The following is a 20,731-nucleotide window of genomic DNA, read 5'->3' as shown; positions in this document are numbered from 1 at the left end:
CACCGGGCGTTGACCAACCGGCTGTGCTGGATGCAGCAGGCCTATGGCCTGGATGCGCGCGACACGGTGTTGCAGAAGACCCCGTTCAGCTTCGATGTGTCGGTGTGGGAGTTCTTCTGGCCGCTGATGTTCGGCGCCCGCCTGGTGGTGGCCGCGCCTGGCGATCACCGCGACCCGGCGCGGCTGGTGGCGTTGATCAACCGCGAGCAGGTCAGCACGCTGCACTTCGTGCCGTCGATGCTGCAGGTGTTCCTGCAGGACGTCGGGGTGGCCAGTTGCAGCAGCCTCAAGCGCATCGTCTGCAGTGGCGAAGCCTTGCAGGTGGACGCCCAGCAGCAGGTGTTGGCCAAGCTGCCGAATGCGGCGCTGTACAACCTGTACGGGCCGACCGAAGCGGCGATCGACGTGACCCACTGGACCTGCCGCGACGAAGGCCGCGACAGCGTGCCGATCGGCCAGCCGATCGCCAACCTGGCCACCTATGTGCTGAGCAATGACCTGATGCCGGTGCCGGCGGGGGTGGTGGGCGAGCTGTACCTGGGTGGTGAAGGCCTGGCACGCGGCTACCACCGTCGCCCTGGGCTGACCGCCGAACGCTTCGTGGCCAGCCCATTCGTAGCCGGCGAGCGGTTGTACCGCAGCGGCGACCTGGCGCGCCAGCGTGGCGACGGGGTGATCGAATACATGGGACGTATCGACCACCAGGTAAAGATCCGCGGCCTGCGCATCGAGCTGGGTGAAATCGAGGCACGCCTGCTGGAGCAGGCCGAAGTGCGCGAGGCGGCGGTGCTGGCCGTTGGCACGGGGGCGGATGTGCAGCTGGTGGCCTACGTGGTGCCCGGCAACAGCGAGACGCTTGGCGAGGCAGCGGCCTTCATCGAGCAACTGAAGGCGAAGCTGCGCACCGTGCTGCCGGACTACATGCTGCCGGCGCATCTGATGGTGCTGGCCAGCTTGCCGCTGAGCCCCAACGGCAAGCTTGAGCGCAAGGCGTTGCCCGTGCCGGATCGCAGCCCTGCACAACACGCCTACGTGGCACCGCGCACGGCGCTGGAGCAGCAACTGGCTGAGATCTGGCAGACCTTGCTCAAACTTGAACGGGTTGGGCTGCACGACAACTTCTTCGACCTGGGCGGGCATTCGCTGCTGGCAACCCAGATGATCATGCAGGTTCGTCAGCAATCAGGCGTGGATGTTCCGCTGAAAATCCTGTTCCAGGCACAGGATCTGGCGCAGTTCGCCGAGCAGGTGCAGCAGCTGCAAATTGGCAGTCAGCCCGTCGAAGACGAGTTGGCTAAATCCTTGGAGGCCCTCAAACGTCTATCAGCACAAGAGCTTGAAAGTCTGATTTCCTAGTTTGAGGGGTGGCGCGTGCAAAAGTTGATCGAGTCGGTAGAAGGGCTGTCCTTTACCGAGAGGAAGGCCCTCGCCGTGATGCTGGGCAAGAAGGGGATCAATCTGTACGGCATCGCACCGATCTTCAAGCGTGATGCCTCCCAGCCACTGCTTTTGTCCTATGCGCAGGAGCGGTTGTGGTTCCTGTGGCAGCTGGACCCACACGGCAGCGCCTACACCATGACGTCGGTGCTGCAGTTGCAGGGGGCGCTGCAACGCGCCGCCCTGCAAGCGGCGTTCGATGCGCTGATTGCCCGGCACGAGACGCTGCGCACGCGCTTCGTCGAGGTTGACGGGCAAACCGTGCAGCAGGTCGATGAACATTGGCAACTGGATCTGGAGCAACAATCGGTTGCCGATGAGGGCGAGCTGCAGGCGCTGCTCGACGCCCACGCGCAGCAACCCTTCGACCTGCGCCAAGGCGGGCTGCTGCGGGTCAAGCTGTTCAGTGTCAACGATCAGCGCCACGTCCTGTCGCTGGCCCAGCACCATATCGTTTCCGATGGCTGGTCCATGCGGATCATGGTCGAGGAACTGATCCAGCTCTACAGCGCCCAGGTCACCGGCCAGGCGGCTAGCCTGCCAGCGCTGGCGGTGCACTATGCCGATTATGCCCTGTGGCAGCGCAACTGGATGGACGCCGGTGAGCGTGAACGTCAGCAGAGCTACTGGAAGCAGCAATTGGCCGGCAGCCAGCCGGTGCTTGAGCTGCCCACCGACTTCCCTCGGCCGCAAACCATGAGTTACCGCGGCGCGCGGTTGGACTTCCAGCTGCCGGCCAGCCAGGCCCAGGCGCTTGCCGACCTGGCGCGACGCCAGGGGGTGACGCTGTACACGCTGTTGTTGGCATCTTTCCAGGCATTGCTGTACCGCTACAGCGGCCAGCGGGACATTTGGGTCGGCGTGCCGGTGGCGGGGCGCAACCGCCCCGAGGTCGAGCGCCTGATCGGTTTCTTCGTCAACACCCAGGTGCTGCGTGCGCTCGTCGATGGCAGTCAGCCCTTCACTGCGTTGCTTGCCCAGGTGCGCCAGGCGACCCAGCAAGCCCAGGAGTTTCAGGACCTGCCGTTCGAGCAACTGGTGGAGCTGCTGCAGCCGCAGCGCAGCACGAGCCACAGCCCGTTGTTCCAGGTCATGCACAACCACCGGGGGACAGAGGCCGGGGACGCTGCCGTGACCCGTCTCCCAGGGCTTGAGGTCAGCAACTTCGCGGCCCGCCAGCTGACCGCCCAGTTCGACCTGACCCTGGAGACGGTGGAAACCCCGGACGGTATCGGTGCCTCTCTGGTGTACGCCAGCGACCTGTTCACCGAGCAGACCGTCGAGCGCCTCGGCCAACACTGGCGCAACCTGTTGCAGGCGGTGCTGGCCAACCCTGAAGAGCGGGTCGATGCCTTGCAACTGTTCGATGCCGACCATCTGCAGCAACTGATCGCTGCCAACACCGCCACCGCAATGGAGGTGCCGGCGCTGCCGGTGCATCAGCAGTTCGCCGCCTGGGCGGCGCAAACCCCGGACGCGCCTGCCGTGGCATTTGCCGAGCAGGTACTGAGCTATGCCGAGCTGAATCAACGCGCCAATCAGCTGGCGCATCGCTTGATCGGGATGGGTGTCGGCCCGGAAGTCATGGTCGGGCTTTCGGTCGAACGTGGCCTGGACCTGATCGTCGGCCTGTTGGCGATTCTCAAAGCCGGTGGCGCCTACATTCCGTTGGATCCTGGCTACCCGCAGGCGCGGCTGGACTACATGATCGAGGCCAGCGGCATGACCCTGCTGTTGACCCATGCGGCCCTGGCGCCGCGCTTCGAAGGCCGCGGCCCAGGGTTGCTGTGCCTGGATCAACTAGCGCCATCGGATGAGCCGATCGGCGACCCGCAGCTGTGCCTGCCCGCGGACACGGCGGCTTATGTGATCTACACCTCCGGCTCCACCGGCAACCCCAAGGGCGTGGTCATCAGTCATGGCGCCCTGGGCAATTTCGTTGCCAGCATGGCTCAGCAGCCGGGCTTGGCGATCGGCGATCGCATGTTGTCGCTGACGACCTTCTCCTTTGACATCTTCGGCCTTGAGCTTTACCTGCCGCTGACCTGCGGCGCCCAGCTGGTGCTGGCTGGCAAGGACATCGCCCAAGACCCGGGCGCCGCCTTGCAACTGGCCCGGCGCTGGTCGGTCAGCGCCCTGCAGGCCACACCGTCGACCTGGCGCATGCTGCTCGACCACGGCGATGTCGCTGCGCTGGCCGGTTGCAAATGCCTGTGCGGTGGCGAGGCGCTCTCGCCTGAGCTGGCCGCACGCATGCTGGCAGCCATCGGCCCGCTGTGGAACCTCTATGGGCCGACCGAAACCACCATCTGGTCGGCCCGCTACCGGTTGGACGCCGAGCATTCGCAGCCGCTGCTCGGCCAACCGATCGGCAACACCTCGCTGTATGTGATCGGAGCCGATTTCAGCCTGGTGCCCGAAGGTGTGGCGGGCGAGCTGCTGATCGGCGGCCTGGGCCTGGCCAGGGGCTATCTGAATCGCCCGTCGCTGACGGCCGAGCGGTTTTTGCCCAACCCGTTTTCCGGGCGGGGCGAGCGCCTGTACCGCACCGGCGACGTGGCACGGCTGCGGGCTGACGGCAACCACGAGTACATCGGTCGTGCCGATCACCAGGTGAAGATTCGCGGGTTCCGCATTGAGCTGGGTGAAGTCGAATCGGCGCTGCTGGCGTGCGAGCCTGTCCGAGAAGCGGCGGTGGTCGCCCAACCAGGGCCTGGCGGTGAGCAACTGGTGGGTTACATCGTTGCCCGCGACGCGGCGCTGGCTGAGGCCGATGGCGCGGCGCAGGGCGCCGTACGCGACGCACTCAAGACCCGCCTGAAGGCCAGCCTGCCCGACTACATGGTGCCGGCACACTTGATGTTCCTCCAGGCCATGCCGCTGACGCCCAACGGCAAGCTGGACCGCAAGGCTCTGCCCAAGCCGGATGTGAGCCAATGGCAGCAAGCTTATGTTGCCCCACGCAGCGAGCTGGAACGGCAGCTGGCCGCGATCTGGCAGACGTTGCTGCAAGTGCGCCAGGTCGGTCTGCACGATGACTTCTTCGTCCTGGGCGGGCATTCGTTGCTGGTGACCCAGCTGGTTTCACGCATCCGTGACGAACTTGGGCGCCAAGCCACCCTGCGCCAGGTGTTCGAGGCCCATACCCTGCAAGCGCAGGCTGCGTTGCTGGAAGGTTTGCAAGGGGATAGCCACACGCCCATCGGGCGGGCTTCCCGTCAGGCGGCGTTGCCGCTGTCCTACGCTCAGGAGCGCCTGTGGTTCCTCTGGCAGATGCAACCGCACGGCACCGCCTACAACCTGCCGCGTGCCCTGCGCCTGCGCGGCGCGCTGGACATCGACGCCCTGCGCGCCAGTTTCGCGGCGCTGGTCGAACGCCATGAGCCGCTGCGCACCACCTTCGCCCATGATGCCGACGGCGTGCGCCAGGTGGTCCATGCGTCCCTGGCATTGCCGCTGCAGGTGCAGCCGGTGTCGCGCGGCGACGGCGAGGTGGATGAAACCGCGCTGATCGCGGGCTTCATCGATCAGCACGTGCGTCAGCCTTTCGACCTGGTCAACGGCCCTTTGCTGCGCGTGGCACTGCTGGCGCTGGCAGACGAGGATCACCTGCTGGTGCTGTCGCAGCATCACATCGTCTCTGATGGCTGGTCCATGCAGGTGATGGTCGATGAGGTGGTGCGCGGCTACGCCGCCCGGGTCGAGCGGCAGGCGCCAGATTTTACCGCGCTGCCGATCCAGTACGCCGACTATGCCGTCTGGCAGCGTCAACGCATGGCGGGTGGCGAGCGTGAGCGGCAACTGGCGTACTGGCAGGCGCAACTGGGCGCTGCGCAGCCGCTGCTGCAACTGCCGGCCGACCGTGTGCGCCCCAGCCAGCCGAGCCACCGCGGCGGGCAGCTGGAACTGCACCTCGAACCCGCGCTGGGCGATGCGCTCAAGCAGTTGGGCCAGCGCCATCAGGCGACCCTGTTCATGGTGCTGCTGACGGCGTACCAGGCGCTGCTGCACCGCTACAGCGGCCAGGAGGACATCCGTGTCGGCGTACCGGTTGCCAACCGCAACCGCCAGGAAACCGAAGGCTTGCTGGGGGTCTTCGTCAATACCCTGGTATTGCGCGCGACGCTCGATGGCCGCATGCCCTTCGAGCACTTGCTCAGCCAACTGCGCAATACCGTCCTGCAAGCCCAGGACCATCAGGACCTGCCGTTCGAACAGTTGGTCGAGGCCCTGCAACCGGAGCGCAGCCTGAGCCATACGCCGCTGTTCCAGGTACTGTTCAACCACCGCGCTCCTGCCAGCCAGGCAGCGGCGCCGACGATTCCTGGCCTGACCATCGAGGCGCTGGGTGCCGATACCCAGGACGCCAAGTTCGACTTGAACCTGGAAACCGTCGAGTCGCCCGAGGGGATCATTGCCACCCTGGTCTATGCCACCGATCTGTTCGACGCCAGCACGGCCCAGCGTCTGCTGGACGATTGGCATCGCCTCCTTCAGGCAATGGCAGCCAATGCCGCCCAAGCGCTGGCCGAGCCTGTACTGGGCAGCGACGCTTCACGGCAAGCGCTGGCCAGTCTGTGCCAAGGCGCCGTCCGCGACGCCAGCCAGGCGCCACTGATGCTGCAATTGTTCCAAAGCCAGGTGGCCAGCAACCCGCAACAGCTGGCGTTGGTGTGTGGCGAACAGCGCCTGACCTATGCCCAGCTCGACGAACAAGCCCAGCGCCTGGCGTGCCAGCTGCAGGGCCACGGGGTCACAGCGGAACGCCTGGTCGCGGTCGCCGCAGAGCGCTCGGCGGCGTTTGTCATCAGCCTGCTGGCGGTGTTCAAGGCCGGCGGCGCCTTCTTGCCGGTGGAGTTGCGCGGGCAGCCGCTGCGTACCCGGCAGATGCTGGAGGACAGCCAAGCTTGCCTGTTGCTCGGACCTGGCTCATGGCTGGCCGAACACGCGCAGGCGAGCAGCCTGCCGACCATCGCGTTCGAAGATTTCGCACAGTTGCCTGCTGGCGGGAGGCTGCTACCGGTGTCACGTGACGCCGATCAGGCGGCCTACGTGATCTTCACCTCCGGTTCGACCGGCCGCCCTAAGGGCGTGCTGGTGAGCCAGGGCGCGTTGGCCGACTATCACGCCTCGGCGCTGGCGGTATTGCCGCTGGCCGAGGTGAGCAGCATGGCGCTGGCCTCCACCCTGGCCGCGGACCTTGGTTACACCACGTTGTTCGGTGCACTCGGCAGCGGGCGCTGCCTGCACCTGATCGATGAAAACCTGGCCATGGATGCCCAGGGGATGGCGCAGTACATGAGCCGTGAGGCCATCGACTTCATCAAGCTGGTGCCTTCGCACCTGCAATCGCTGCTCAAGGTCGCACAGCCGCAGCAGGTACTGCCCCGTCGCTGCCTGGTGCTGGGCGGCGAGGCCAGTACCGGGGCGTTGGTCGCGCAGGTCCAGGCGCTTGCACCTGAGTGTCGGGTAGTCAATCACTACGGGCCGAGCGAAACCACCATCGGCGTACTCGCCACTGAACTGCCACGCGTGGCCATCGACCAGCCCGTGCCGCTGGGTCGGCCGCTGGCCAATGTGCGCCTGCACATGCTCGACCCGACGCTGCAGAGCGTCCCAGAAGGCGTATTCGGCGAACTGTACGTGGCCGGCCCTGGCCTGGCCCGAGGCTACCTCGGCCGCCCAGGGTTGACCGCCGAGCGCTTCGTGCCCGATCCGCATTCATCGCTAGGTGAGCGGATGTACCGCACGGGCGACCGGGTAAGGGTTCGCCAAGGGGTGATCGAAACCCACGGCCGCATCGACGACCAGGTGAAGATCCGTGGCTACCGGGTTGAGCCGGGCGAGGTTGGCGCCTGCCTGCGCGGCATGCCGCAGCTGGTGGATGCGGCGGTGGTCAGTTGCGACAGCGAGCAGGGCAAGCTGCTGGTTGCCTATGTGGTAACCCATGCGCAGACCACGACACTGCGTGAGGACGTGCAGGCCTACCTGCGTGCCCACGTCCCCGAATACATGATTCCCAGCCATGTGGTGAGCCTTGCGGCATTACCGCTGACCGCCAATGGCAAGCTCGACCGTAAGGCTCTGCCGGCTCCGCAGCTGAACGCCGCGCGAGTTGCCTATCAGGCGCCTGAAACCGAACTGCAGGCCCAGGTGGCGCAGATTTGGCAAGAAGTGCTCAAGGTGGAGCAGGTGGGCCTTAGCGACAACTTCTTCGAACTGGGCGGTCACTCGCTACTGGTCATGGGCGTGCTGTCGCGCCTGCAACTGGAGCTGGGCATCGGCGCCAATCCGCAGCTGATGTTCCAGTTCCCTGTACTCAATGAATTCGTCGAACACCTGGAGCCGCCGGCAGGCGTGCTGGATGCGGACCGGTTGAATCGACTCGAAAGTTTGCTGGATGAGGTGGATGAAGCATGATGGACAATAAAGCAGCTGCACTGAAGATTGCCGAGCGCTTCATCCTGTTACCGCTGGAAAAGCGCCGGGTCTACTTGCAGAAAATGGCTCAGGAGGGCATCTCTCCCGCCAACCTGCCCATCCCGCGGACCCGCGCCCAGTTCGCCCACGTTCCGCTGTCGTTCGCCCAGCAAAGGCAGTGGTTCATCTGGCAGATGGAGCCGCACGCCAGTGCCTATGCCATCCCCCGTGCGCTGCGCTTGCATGGCGCGCTGGACCTGGACGCCCTGCAGGGTGCCTTTGCCCACCTGATCGCCCGGCATGAGCCGCTGCGCAGTACGTTCGCTGAGCAGGATGGTCAACCGGTGCAGGTCATCGCCGAGCCGAGCCAACCGGTCATCGTTGCCGAGCCAATGGCGTGCAGCGACGACCCGCAAGAATGTGAGCAGCAGATTCGTGCGGCCGTGCAGGAAGAAACCCAGCGGCCCTTCGACCTGGGCACTGGCCCCTTGCTGCGCATCAAGCTGCTGCGCCTGGCGGCGGACGATCATGTGCTGGTCCTGACCCAGCACCATATCGTCTCCGATGGCTGGTCGATGCAGATCATGGTCGATGAGCTGATCCGCAGTTATGCCGCGCTCACCACGGGTGCCGCAATCGACCTGCCTGCGCTGCCGATCCAGTATGCCGACTACGCCATCTGGCAGCGTCACTGGATGGAGGCGGGCGAGCAGGAACGCCAGTTGCAGTACTGGCGCGAGCAGCTTGGCTCGGCCCAGCCAGTGCTGGAACTGCCCACCGACTACCCACGCCCTGCGGTACAGAGCATGCAGGGTGCGCGCCTGCCGGTACCCTTCAGCCGGGAACTCAGCGACCGCCTCAAGGCCCTGGCGCAGCAGCAGGGCGCCAGCCTGTTCATGCTGTTGCTGGCGTCATTCCACACCTTGCTGTACCGCTACAGTGGCCAGCAGGATATTCGCATCGGGGTGCCGCTGGCCAACCGCAACCGGGTCGAGACCGAGCACCTGATCGGTTTCTTCGTCAACACCCAGGTGATCAAGGGCGAGCTGCATGGCGAGCTGCCGTTCCTCGACCTGCTGGCACAGGTGCGCTCGACGACACTGCAAGCCCAGCAGCACCAGGAGCTGCCCTTCGAGCAACTGGTCGAAGCCCTGCAACCACAGCGCAGCCTCAGCTATAACCCGCTGTTCCAGGTGATGTTCAACCACCAGAGTGCCGGCAAGGGGACGGATCAGGGGCTGGGCCAGCTGCCTGGCCTGAGCGTCGAAAGCCTGGAATGGGAGATCCGCAGCGCCCATCTGGACCTGACGCTGGATACCGTGGAAGGCCCTGAAGGGTTGTCGGCCAAGCTGATCTACGCCACCGACCTGTTCAGTGCCCAGACCGCCCAGCGCCTGGCCGAGCATTGGCTGAACCTGCTGCACGGCATCGCTGCCGACCCGGCGCAGGCGCTTGGCAAGCTGCCGCTGCTGGGTGTCGACGAACAGCGCACGTTGATGCTCGACTGCCCGGCAGCGAGTGACGCCAGGCAGCCTCTGGTGCATCAACGCATCGCCGAGCAGGCGAGCAACACACCGGATGCCGTGGCGGTGATCTTTGCCGGGCAGCAACTGACCTTCGCCGAGCTTGACGCACAGGCCAACCGCCTGGCCCATGCCTTGATCGCGCGCGGTGTTGGCCCAGAAGTTCGAGTGGCGGTGGCCCTGCCACGCAGCCAGAACCTGATCGTTGCCCTGCTGGCGGTGCTCAAGGCCGGCGGGGCTTATGTGCCGCTGGATACCCAGTACCCGCGCGAACGCCTGGCCTATCTGATGGCCGATGCCGGTATCGGCCTGCTGCTCAGCGACGCCAGCCTCAGCCAGCAACTGCCGGTTCCTGAGGGTGTCGAGGTGATGCTGCTCGATCAACTCGACCTGCATGCCTGGTCGCCTGAGGCGCCTGGTGTCCAGGTGGATGCGGATAACCTGGCCTATGTGATCTACACCTCGGGCTCCACTGGCCAGCCCAAGGGCGTGGCGGTGAGCCATGGTCCGCTGGCCATGCATTGCCGCGCCATTGGCGAGCGCTACGAGATGCGCGCCGAGGATTGCGAACTGCTGTTCATGTCCTTCGCCTTCGACGGTGCCCAGGAACGCTGGCTGACCGCGCTGACCCACGGTGCCCGTTTGCTGGTGCGTGACGACAGCCTGTGGACCCCGGAGCAAACCTTCCAGCAGCTGCACGCCCATGGCGTCACCGTGGCGGCATTCCCGCCGGTCTATCTTCAGCAGTTGGCCGAACATGCCGAGCGCGAAGGCAACCCACCGGCGGTGCGGGTGTATTGCTTCGGCGGCGACGCAGTGCCGCAAGCCAGTTTCGAACTGGTCAAGCGAGTGCTGCGCCCCCAGTACATCATCAACGGTTACGGCCCCACCGAAACGGTGGTCACGCCGTTGATCTGGAAGGCCTCGAGCGAAGACCACTGCCAAGCTGCCTATGCGCCGATCGGTACACGTATCGGCCACCGCCGCACCTGTGTTCTCAATGCTGAACTGAGCCTGTTGCCACCGGGCGCCCGGGGCGAGCTGTACCTGGGCGGGGAAGGGCTGGCGCGTGGCTACCTGGACCGTCCGGGGTTGACCGCCGAGCGTTTCGTGCCCGACCCCTTCGATGCCGATGGCGGTCGCTTGTACCGAACGGGCGACCTGGTCAGCCAACGGCAGGATGGGGTATTCGATTACCTCGGGCGGATCGACAACCAGGTGAAGGTGCGGGGTTTCCGTATCGAGCTGGGCGAGATCGAAGCGCGCCTGCAAAGCCTGGTCGAGGTCGCCGATGCGGTGGTCGCGGCACAGGATGGCAACACCGGCAAGCAGCTGGTCGGCTATGTCATCGTGGCGCCAGGCTGCAGCCCTGACGGGCTCGCCGAGCGTCTGCGCGGGCAGCTCAAGGCGCTGCTGCCAGACTATATGGTGCCCGCGCATATTCTGTTCCTCGAACGCTTCCCGTTGACCCCCAATGGCAAGCTGGATCGCAAGGCCTTGCCGAAGCCGGACGCCAGCTTGTTGCAGCAGGCCTATGTGGCACCCCGCAACGAGATGGAACGGCGCATCGCCGAGATCTGGCAGTCCGCGCTGAAGCTTGAACGGGTGGGCCTGAGCGACAACTTCTTCGAACTGGGCGGTGACTCGATCATTTCCATCCAGGTGGTGAGCCGGGCGCGCCAGGCGGGTATTCGCTTCACGCCCAAGGACCTGTTCCTGCACCAGACGGTGGAAGGCCTGGCGACCGTTGCCCAGCTCGATGAAGGCGGGCTGGAGATCGACCAGGGCCCGGTCAGCGGGCCGATCACGCTGCTGCCGGTGCAGCAGGCGTTCTTCGCCGAGCCGATGGCCGAGCGTCATCACTGGAACCAGTCGGTGCTGCTGCAGCCCCAACAGCCGCTGAACCCAGATGCACTCGGCCAGGCCCTGAATGCCTTGCTCGAACACCACGACGCCTTGCGCCTGTGCTTCGTCCAAGCGGACGGCGCATGGCAGGCCAGCCATGCCGAGCCAACCCGCAGTGAGCAACTGCTGTGGCAGGTCAGCCCGGCTTCGCTCGACGCCTGGGAAGGTATCGCCAACCAGGCGCAGGCCAGCCTCGATCTGGCCAGGGGCGAACTGGTGCGTGCCGTGCTGGCCACCCTGCCGGACGCCAGTCAGCGCTTGCTGCTGGTGGTTCATCACCTGGTGGTCGATGGCGTGTCCTGGCGCATTCTGTTCGAAGACCTGCAAAGCGCCTACCAGCAAATCACCCAGGGCGTTGCCGTGCGCCTGCCGGCCAAGACCAGCGCCTATCAGGCGTGGGGCGCGCGTTTGCAGGCCCATGCGGGCAGTCGCCAGCTGCAGCAGGAACTCGATGGCTGGCAGCAACGCCTGCACGGTGCGCCGCAGGCATTGCCCTGCCGCAACCCTGAGGCCAGCCAGCAGAAGCGCCATGCCACAAGCGTGCACTGCGCGCTCTCCCGCGACCTCACTAGCCAATTGTTGCAGCGCGCCCCGGCGGCCTACCGCACCCAGGTCAACGACCTGTTGTTGACGGCGCTTGCCCAGGTGCTGTGTGACTGGAGCGGCCATGCGTCGGCGCTGGTCCAGCTCGAAGGCCACGGCCGTGAAGCGTTGGGCGATGACATCGATCTCACCCGTACCGTTGGCTGGTTCACCAGCGTGTTCCCGGTGCATTTGAAACCGGCGGCGGACCTGGGCAGTTCCATCAAGCAGGTCAAGGAACAGTTGCGCGCGGCGCCTGACAAGGGCCTGGGCTTTGGTGTACTGCGCTATCTCGGCGATGCCCACGTGCGCCAGGCCGTGCAGGCGCTGCCCGTACCTCGGGTGACGTTCAACTACCTGGGCCAGTTCGATGGCAGCTTCGATGCCGAGCAGGGCGCGATGTTCACCCCCGCCCCTGAAGCGGCCGGGCAAGAACAGAGCGGTTTGGCGCCTTTGGGCAACTGGCTGACGGTCAATGGCCGGGTCTACGACGGCGAGCTGAGCCTGAGCTGGACCTTCAGTGCCGAACGCTTCGACCAGCAGACCATCCAGGCCCTGGCCGATGCCTACAGCGAGGCGCTGCAACGCCTGGTCGAGCACTGCTGCCATGGGGCCAACCAGGGTGTCACGCCGTCGGACTTCCCGCTGGCGGCGCTGAGCCAGGCGCAGCTGGACAGCCTGCCGCTGGACGCCAGCCAGATCGAGGACATCTACCCGCTGTCGCCGATGCAACAAGGCATGCTGTTCCATAGCCTGTTCGAGCAGGACGAGGGGCATTACATCAACCAGCTGTGCTTGCCGGTCAGCGGCCTGGACCCGCAGCGTTTCGTGCAAGCCTGGCAGGCGATGCTTGAACGCCACGACATCCTGCGCACGGGGTTCGTCTGGAGCGGCCTGTTCGAGCAGCCTGTGCAGATCGTCCATAAAGTCGCGCAGTTGCCGTGCGTCGAGTATGACTGGCGCGGTGAGGCTGACAGCGAAACGCGCCTGCAGGCACTGCTGGTCAGTGAGCGTGAACGCGGTTTCGACCTGGCCCAGGCGCCTTTGCTGCGCCTGGTGCTGGTGCGCACTGGCGAAGACCGCTATCAGGTGGTGTACACCAACCATCACGTGCTGATGGATGGCTGGAGCAACTCGCAATTGCTGGGTGAAGTGCTGCAGCACTATGCCGGCCAACCCACCGAGCGCCAGAGCGGACGTTTCCGCGACTACATCGCCTGGCTGCAACAACGCGATGCCGCGCAGGGCAAGGCGTTCTGGGAGGCGCAATTGCGTCACCTCGAAGAGCCGACCCGCCTGGTCCCTGCCTTGGCCGCCGGCAAACTGCCCGGCCTGAGTGGCCAGGCCCAGGCCGTGCGCGAGCTGGATGCCGGTGCTACCCGCCAGCTGGGCGATTTCGCCCGTCAACAGCGGGTCACCCTCAACACCTTGGTGCAGGCCGCCTGGCTGTTGCTCCTGCAGCGCTACACCGGGCTCGATACCGTGGTCTTCGGCGCTACCGTGGCCGGTCGTCCCGCTGAACTCAAAGGGGTCGAACAACAGATCGGCCTGTTCATCAACACCCTGCCGGTGATCGCCCCGATCCGCCCCGAGCTGCGCCTGGGTGACTGGTTGCAGACGCTTCAGGACGACAACCTGGCCTTGCGCGAGCGTGAGCATACGGCGCTGTTCGACGTGCAGCGCTGGGCTGGCCTGGACGGTCAGGCACTGTTCGACAACCTGTTGGTATTCGAAAACTACCCGGTGTCGCAGGCGCTGCAACAGGGCGCGCCGCAGAGCCTGGTATTCGGTGAGGTACAGGTTCAGGAGCAGACCAACTATCCGTTGACCCTCGCGGTCAACCTGGGCCAGACGCTGGCGTTCAACCTCAGCTATGATCGCGCCAGTGTCGCCCAGGCAAGCGCCGAGCGCCTGCTTGGCCAATTGTCGCGCCTGCTGTTGAACATGAGCGTCAGCCCCGAACGTGCCTTGGGCGAGTTCCAGATACTGCAGGACGATGAGCAGCAGCGAGTCATCCAGGCCTGGAACGCCACGGCCGTGCGCTACCCGGACGAATATGCCGTGCACCGGCTGTTCGAACATCAGGTCCGGTTGCAGCCGGAAGCGGTTGCCGTGGTCAGTGGCGAGCAACAGCTGAACTACACACAGCTCAACCAGTGTGCCAACCGCCTGGCCCGCGACCTCGCAGCCCTGGGCGTGGGGCCGGATGTACTGGTAGGCGTGGCGACCGAGCGCAGCCTGGAAATGGTCATCGCCCTGCTGGCCATCCAGAAGGCCGGCGGCGCTTATGTGCCGCTCGACCCGGAATACCCGCAGGACCGCCTGGCCTACATGATCGACGACAGCGGCATCGACCTGCTGCTGACCCAGGACCACTTGCGCGAGGCGTTGCCGGTGGGGGGCGCAGTGCGCCTGGTGACCCTCGATGGCTATGCCGACGCGGGCGAGGGCGCGGAACTGGCCAACCCACAGGTCGAGTTGCACCCAGAGAACCTGGCGTATGTGATCTATACCTCGGGCTCCACGGGCAAGCCCAAGGGCGCCGGCAACCCGCACCGAGGCTTGAGCAACCGCCTGTACTGGATGCAACAGGCCTATCCGCTGGGCGCCGGGGACTGCGTCCTGCAGAAAACCCCGTTCAGCTTCGACGTGTCGGTCTGGGAATTCTTCTGGCCGCTGATGACCGGCGCGCGCCTGATCATGGCCGCGCCTGGCGATCATCGTGAGCCAGGCCGGCTGGTAGCGCTGATCGAGGCGCACCAGGTGACGACGCTGCACTTCGTACCGTCGATGCTGCAGGCCTTCATGCAACACGCCGACCTCACCGGCTGCGCCAGCCTCAAGCGAGTCCTGTGCAGCGGCGAAGCCTTGCCAGTGGACACCCAGCAACGCGTGTTCGAGCGCCTTCCCCAGGTGGGCTTGTTCAACCTCTATGGGCCGACCGAGGCCGCGATCGACGTCACCCACTGGACGTGCCGCGACGAGGGTGCCGACAGCGTGCCGATCGGTCAGCCCATCGCCAACCTGGCCACCTATGTGCTCGATGGCGAACTGGCGCCGGTCCCGGTCGGTGTGACCGGCGAGCTGTACCTGGCCGGTACGGGGCTGGCACGCGGTTACCATCGCCGGCCCGCACTTAGCGCCGAACGCTTCGTGGCCAGCCCGTTCGTGCCCGGTGCACGCCTGTATCGCACGGGCGACCTGTGTCGCCAGCGTGATGACGGGGTAATCGAGTACCTGGGTCGCAGCGACCATCAGGTCAAGATCCGTGGCCTGCGCATCGAGCTGGGCGAGATCGAATCGCGCCTGCTGGAGCAGCCACAGGTGCGCGAAGCCGTGGTGCTGGCCGTGGATGGCAATGGCAGCAAGCGCCTGGTCAGCTACCTGGTGCCCAACGATCTGCGCGTGCTGGACAACGTTGCGGCGCAACAGGCCCTGCATGAGCAACTGAGCCAGGCACTGCTGCGCGATCTGCCCGACTACATGGTGCCGAACCAGACGCTGGTATTGGCAAGCATGCCGCTGAGCCCCAACGGCAAACTCGACCGCAAGGCCCTGCCGCGGCCCGACGCTACCAGCGCGGCCCAGCACGTTGCCCCGCGCAACCTGCTGGAAACCCAGCTGGTGGAGCTCTGGCAAGCCGTGCTGGGGCACGCGCAGGTTGGGGTCACCGACAACTTCTTTGCCTTGGGCGGCGACTCGATCGTTTCCATCCAGCTGGTCAGCCGCGCGCGCCAGGCCGGCATCGTCTTCAGCGCTAAGGATCTGTTCCAGCAGCAGACCATCGAGAAGCTGGCGCTGTGCTGCAGCGAGGCGCACGCAGAGGCGCCTGCCAGCACCGTGATGGTGCCGTTGCATGACCTGACTCAAGCGCAGGTTGCTGCCCTGCCGATCGATCATGCCCGGGTCGAGGCGCTGTACAGCTTGTCGCCGATGCAAAAGGGCATGCTGTTCCTCGGCCTCAACACACCGGAAGCCGACCTTTACGTCAACCAGCTGAGCATCCCCGTGCAGGGCCTCGACGGCGAGCGTTTCGCGGCCGCCTGGGCGGCGGTCAGCCAGCGCCATGCGGTACTGCGAACTGGCTTCCTGTGGCAAGACCTGGAACAACCGGTGCAATTCGTCATGGACACGCTGCCGGTGCCGCTGACCGTGCACGACTGGCGCGACCAGCCGGCCCTGGAAGACCGCGTGCAGGCGCTGGCCGACGCCGAGCGCAAGCGTGGCTTCGCCCTTGAGGCGCCACCGCTGCAGCGCCTGGTGCTGGTGCGCACCGGGGCAGACAGCCACCAGTTGATCTGGACCTATCACCACATCCTGATCGACGGCTGGAGTACCTCGCAGCTGATGGGTGAAGTACTGGCGCACTATGCCGGGCAGCCCCTGGCACCGGTGGTCGCCTATGGCAATTACATTGCCTGGCTGCGGGCTCAGGATGCCAGTGTTGCCGAAGCGTTCTGGCGCCGTCAGCTGGCCCGTCTGGACGAACCGACCTACCTGGTCAACGGCTTCCCGGCGCACCCGGCGGGGCAGGGTCATCATGCGTTGTACACCCGGATGGACGCCGTGGCGACCGAACAGCTCAAGGCGTTCGCCAAGGCTCAGCAGGTCACGCTCAATACCTTGATCCAAGGCGCCTGGTTGCTGCTGCTCAGCCGTTACAGTGGCCAGCGCAGCGTGTCATTCGGCGCGACCATGGCGGGCCGCCCGGCGAATCTGGCCGACAGCGAGCGCATGCTGGGCCTGTTCATCAACACCTTGCCGGTGATCCAGGAAATTGTCCCAGGCCAGACGGTCGGCCAATGGCTGCGTGGGCTGCAGGACTACAACCTGGAAATGCGCGAGCACGAGTACACGCCGCTGAGCGATATTCAGCGTTGGTCGGGCCGTGCGGGCCAGTCGTTGTTCGACAGCATCATCGTCTTCGAAAACCAGCCGGTGGATCGTACCCTGCGCGAGTGGAGCGGCGAATCACTGCGCTTCGGCGACCTGGAAAGCGCGGGTGTGACCAACTTCCCGATGGACTTGATGGTCACCCTCGAAGAAGGTCTGGTCATCGAGTACATGTACAGGCGCGAGCATTTCAGCGAGGCGGCGGTGCAGGGCATCCGCGCCAACATGCAGGGTTTGCTGATGCTGCTGGCCAGCGACGCCGAACGCCTGCTGGGTGAGATCGGCTTGCCCGAGGGCCAGGCGCAGATCACTGCGCTGCGCCAGCAACCGGTCGAGCGCGAGCAGCCATTGCTGGTGCACCAGCGCATCGCGGCGCTGGCGCTCAGCCAAGGTCAGCGCCCGGCGGTGCTGGCAGGCGAGCAGGTGCTCGACTACGCCGAGCTGGATGTGCGCGCCAATCGCCTGGCCAACGCCCTGGCGGGCTTCGGCGTAGGCCCGGAAATCCGCGTGGGTGTGGCGTTGCCGCGCAACGCCGGGCAATTGGTTGCCTTGCTGGCAGTGCTCAAGGCCGGCGCGGCCTATGTGCCGCTGGACAGCAACTACCCGCGTGAACGCCTGGAGTACCTGATCCAGGACTCCGGTATCGCCTTGCTGCTGACTGAGTCGACGCTGTTGTCGCGTTTGCCCGTCCCTGCCACTTTGCAGGTCCTGACCCTCGATACGCTGGACCTGGTGGGACAGCCCGGCACGCTGCCGCGCGTCGAGCTGCATGCGCAGAGCCTGGCCTACGTGATCTATACCTCGGGCTCCACCGGCCGGCCGAAAGGCGTGGCAGTCAGCCACGGGCCGTTGGCCATGCACTGCCAGGCCATTGGCGAGCTGTACGAAATGAGCCCCGAAGACTGCGAATTGCACTTCATGTCGTTCGCCTTCGATGGTGCCCATGAACGCTGGCTGACCACCTTGACCCACGGCGGCCGCCTGTTGCTGCGTGATGACAGTCTCTGGACCGCGGAGCAGACCTACCAGGCCATGCACCGCCATGGCGTGACGGTGGCGGCATTCCCGCCCGCCTACCTGCAGCAGTTGGCCGAGCATGTCGAGCAGGTGGGCAACCCGCCGCCGGTGCGCGTGTACTGCTTCGGTGGCGACGCCGTGCCTCAGGCCAGTTACGATCAGGCGCGGCGTGCACTCAAGCCGCGCTACATCATCAACGGTTATGGCCCGACCGAGACGGTGGTGACACCCTTGCTGTGGAAGGCGGACGAAAGCGAGTCGTGTGCCGCGGCCTATGCACCGATCGGGCGCTGTGTCGGCGCGCGGGTGGGCTATGTCCTCGACGGTGACCTCAACCCGCTTCCCATAGGCGCCGCCGGTGAGTTGTACCTGGGCGGGGAGGGCCTGGCCCGGGGCTACCTCGACCGTGCGGGGCAGAGTGCGGAGCGCTTCGTCGCCGACCCGTTCGCGGGCAATGGGCAACGCTTGTACCGCACCGGCGACCTGGTGCGCCAACGCGCCGACGGCATCTACGACTACCTTGGCCGCATCGACAACCAGGTGAAGATCCGCGGCTTCCGCATCGAGCTGGGTGAAATCGAGGCGTGCCTGCGCCAGGCTGAAACCGTGGCCGATGCTGTGGTAGTGGCCCGCGAAGGTGGCAGTGGCAAGCAACTGGTGGCTTATGTGGTGGCGGTTGCCGGGACGGCTGGCGCCGGGCTGTGTGACGCATTGCGCGCTCAGCTGCAGCAACGCCTGCCGGACTACATGGTGCCGGCCCAATGGGTGCTGCTCGACAGCTTGCCACTGACGCCCAACGGTAAAGTCGATCGCAAGGCCTTGCCTGCCCCGGACTCGGTGCGCGTGGCCGACGCCTACATTGCCCCGGAAACCGAACTGCAGCGCGCCTTGGCCGAGATCTGGCAGGCGGTGCTGAAGGTCGAGCGGGTTGGCCTTGATGACAACTTCTATGATCTGGGGGGCGATTCGATCCTCAGCTTGCAGGTGATTGCCAAGGCCCGCCGACTCAAGGCGCTTGGCCTGACCCTGAAGCTGCGCGACCTGGTGCAGAAGCCGACCATCGGCCAACTGACGGCACCTGCCGACAGCACCGCCGGCTCACCGCTGCTGGCGCTCAATGCCGAGGTGGCACAGGTGCCCGCATTGTTCTGCATGCATGCAGGTTTCGGCACGGTGTTCGACTATGAGCCGCTGGCGCGGCACTTGAGTGGCAAGCGCCAGGTCATTGCCATCAGCAACCGTATGCTGCTCGACGGGCAATGGCAGGACGACTCGCTGGAGAGCATGGCCCGTGACTACGTGACCTATGTGCGCCAGGCGCAACCCCAGGGGCCTTACCATCTGGCCGGCTGGTCGCTGGGTGGGACCCTGGCGCTGTTGATGGCGGCAGAGCTTGAGCAGCAGGGCCAGGAGGTTGCGTTCGTCGGCCTGCTCGACAGCTTCGTGCCATCGGCCACGCACACCCTGCAGGACGATTGGCTGGAGGACCTGCAAGCGTTTGCCCAGGTGTTGTTGCCAGGTGCCGTGGTGGCGCCCACCGATGCCAGCGAAAGCGCCGAGACGGTGCGGCTGCTCATGGCGGGGTTGGCAGACCAGCGTGATGCCAACTCGGCTGCGTCGTCGGCCTACGCGGTACTGGGCAGCGACGAGCTGGCCAACGTGTTCCTGGTGGCGCGCAAGCTCAAGCAGCTGTCGGTGCAACTGCCAGGTTGCCGCCCGGTGCGTGTCGAGCCTGCCAGCTGGTGGGTACCGGGGCGTGACGCCGAGCGCATCGCGCTGGCTGCGCAGATTGGCCAGCCACTTGAGGGCGACATACTCGCCTGTGGGCACTTCGAGGTGCCACGCCAGGGTGCGCTGCTGGCGGCGCTGGGCGAGGCGCTCGACGCCCTGACCCAGGCTGCCCTGAGCTGCTGACCCTTTCCCTTCCTTTTCTCTCAACTGCCGGTCGTGCCTTGTGCCGACCGGCCCGGAGTGTTTGCACTATGTCCCTGAACCCTGATATCGCCGCCTACCTGCAATTGGTCGAAGCTGGCCGTGCCGAGGGCAAGACCCTGGCCATGCACGCTGCCAGCCCCGAGCAGGCACGCGAGGCGTTTGACCAGTCATCGCTGTTGATGAGTGCCGGCGGCGACGACCTGGAACATGTCGAAGAACTGCACATCCCGGCGGCAGACGGCACGCCGTTGCCTGCTCGCCTGTACAGTGCCCACGGCATCAGCCGAGACCGCCTGCAACCGGCGGTGCTGTATTTCCACGGTGGCGGCTACGTGGTGGGCAGCCTGGATTCCCATGACGCGCTGTGCCGTACCTTGGCGGCCCGCTCGGGCTGTGTGGTGGTGTCGGTGGCCTATCGCCTGGCACCGCAATGGCGCTTCCCTGTCGCGGCCAACGATGCGCTGGATGCGTGGCAGTGGCTGTTGGCCGAGGGCGCGGCGTTCGGTATCGACGCCGGGCGTCTGGCCGTGGCGGGTGACAGTGTCGGTGGCAGCCTGGCGACGGTGGTGGCCAACCACGCCGACGTGTCGCCACGCCTGCAGGTGATGATCTACCCGGTGACCGATGCCAGCCGCTGGCATGATTCGGTACAACGCTACGCCAGCGGCTATCTGCTCGAAGCCGACACCCTGGAGTGGTTCTACCAGCATTATCAGCGCAGTGCCGAAGACCGCCGCGACCCACGTTTCTCGCCTTTGCTGGAAACGGCCGAGCGCCTGCGCGTTCCCGCCTTGCTGCTGCTGGCCGAGTGTGACCCGCTGTTCGATGAAGGCCGGGCCTATGCGGCGCGGTTGAAGGCGCAGGGCGTCGAGGTGGAGGAGCGCATCTACCCTGGGATGACCCACGACTTCATGCGCATGGATGCCTTGGTTGAAGAAGCCGAGGAAGCGTTGGAAGTGATTGCCGAAGCGTTGCAGCGTTGCCTGAAATAGGCAGAGAGGTGAGCGACAGGGTGCCAG

At 65.7% G+C, this 20,731-nt stretch carries 4 protein-coding genes; all 4 read left to right on the top strand.

What is annotated here, in order from left to right:
• Positions 1 to 1,356 (top strand): AMP-binding protein (locus ACIQUF_RS08050; RefSeq protein ID WP_403130272.1); only part of this gene is annotated, 1,356 nt, incomplete at its 5' end.
• Between the two features lie 15 nt (positions 1,357 to 1,371).
• Positions 1,372 to 7,857, top strand: a complete 6,486-nt coding sequence (locus ACIQUF_RS08045) for an amino acid adenylation domain-containing protein (RefSeq protein WP_403130269.1) — start codon at positions 1,372 to 1,374, stop codon at positions 7,855 to 7,857.
• Positions 7,857 to 19,691 (top strand): amino acid adenylation domain-containing protein, encoded by an 11,835-nt coding sequence (locus tag ACIQUF_RS08040; RefSeq protein ID WP_403130332.1) that lies wholly within the window; start codon positions 7,857 to 7,859, stop codon positions 19,689 to 19,691. Before ACIQUF_RS08045 ends, ACIQUF_RS08040 begins: the two co-directional genes overlap by 1 nt.
• A 68-nt stretch (positions 19,692 to 19,759) precedes the next feature.
• Complete coding sequence (locus tag ACIQUF_RS08035) at positions 19,760 to 20,704, top strand: alpha/beta hydrolase (protein WP_403130267.1); 945 nt, start codon at positions 19,760 to 19,762, stop codon at positions 20,702 to 20,704.
• Positions 20,705 to 20,731: the final 27 nt, after the last annotated feature.

The organism is Pseudomonas sp. NPDC090233, assembly GCF_044772285.1.
Lineage (GTDB): Bacteria > Pseudomonadota > Gammaproteobacteria > Pseudomonadales > Pseudomonadaceae > Aquipseudomonas.
Note: the sequence above shows the minus strand (reverse complement) of the source record. Positions and strands in the feature narration are given on the sequence as shown.

What these genes read in the sequence shown, in the direction of transcription:
- ACIQUF_RS08040 (WP_403130332.1), top strand. Translation starts at nt 7,857, where the DNA reads ATGGACAATAAAGCAGCTGCACTGAAGATTGCCGAGCGCTTCATCCTG.
- ACIQUF_RS08035 (WP_403130267.1), top strand. Translation starts at nt 19,760, where the DNA reads ATGTCCCTGAACCCTGATATCGCCGCCTACCTGCAATTGGTCGAAGCT.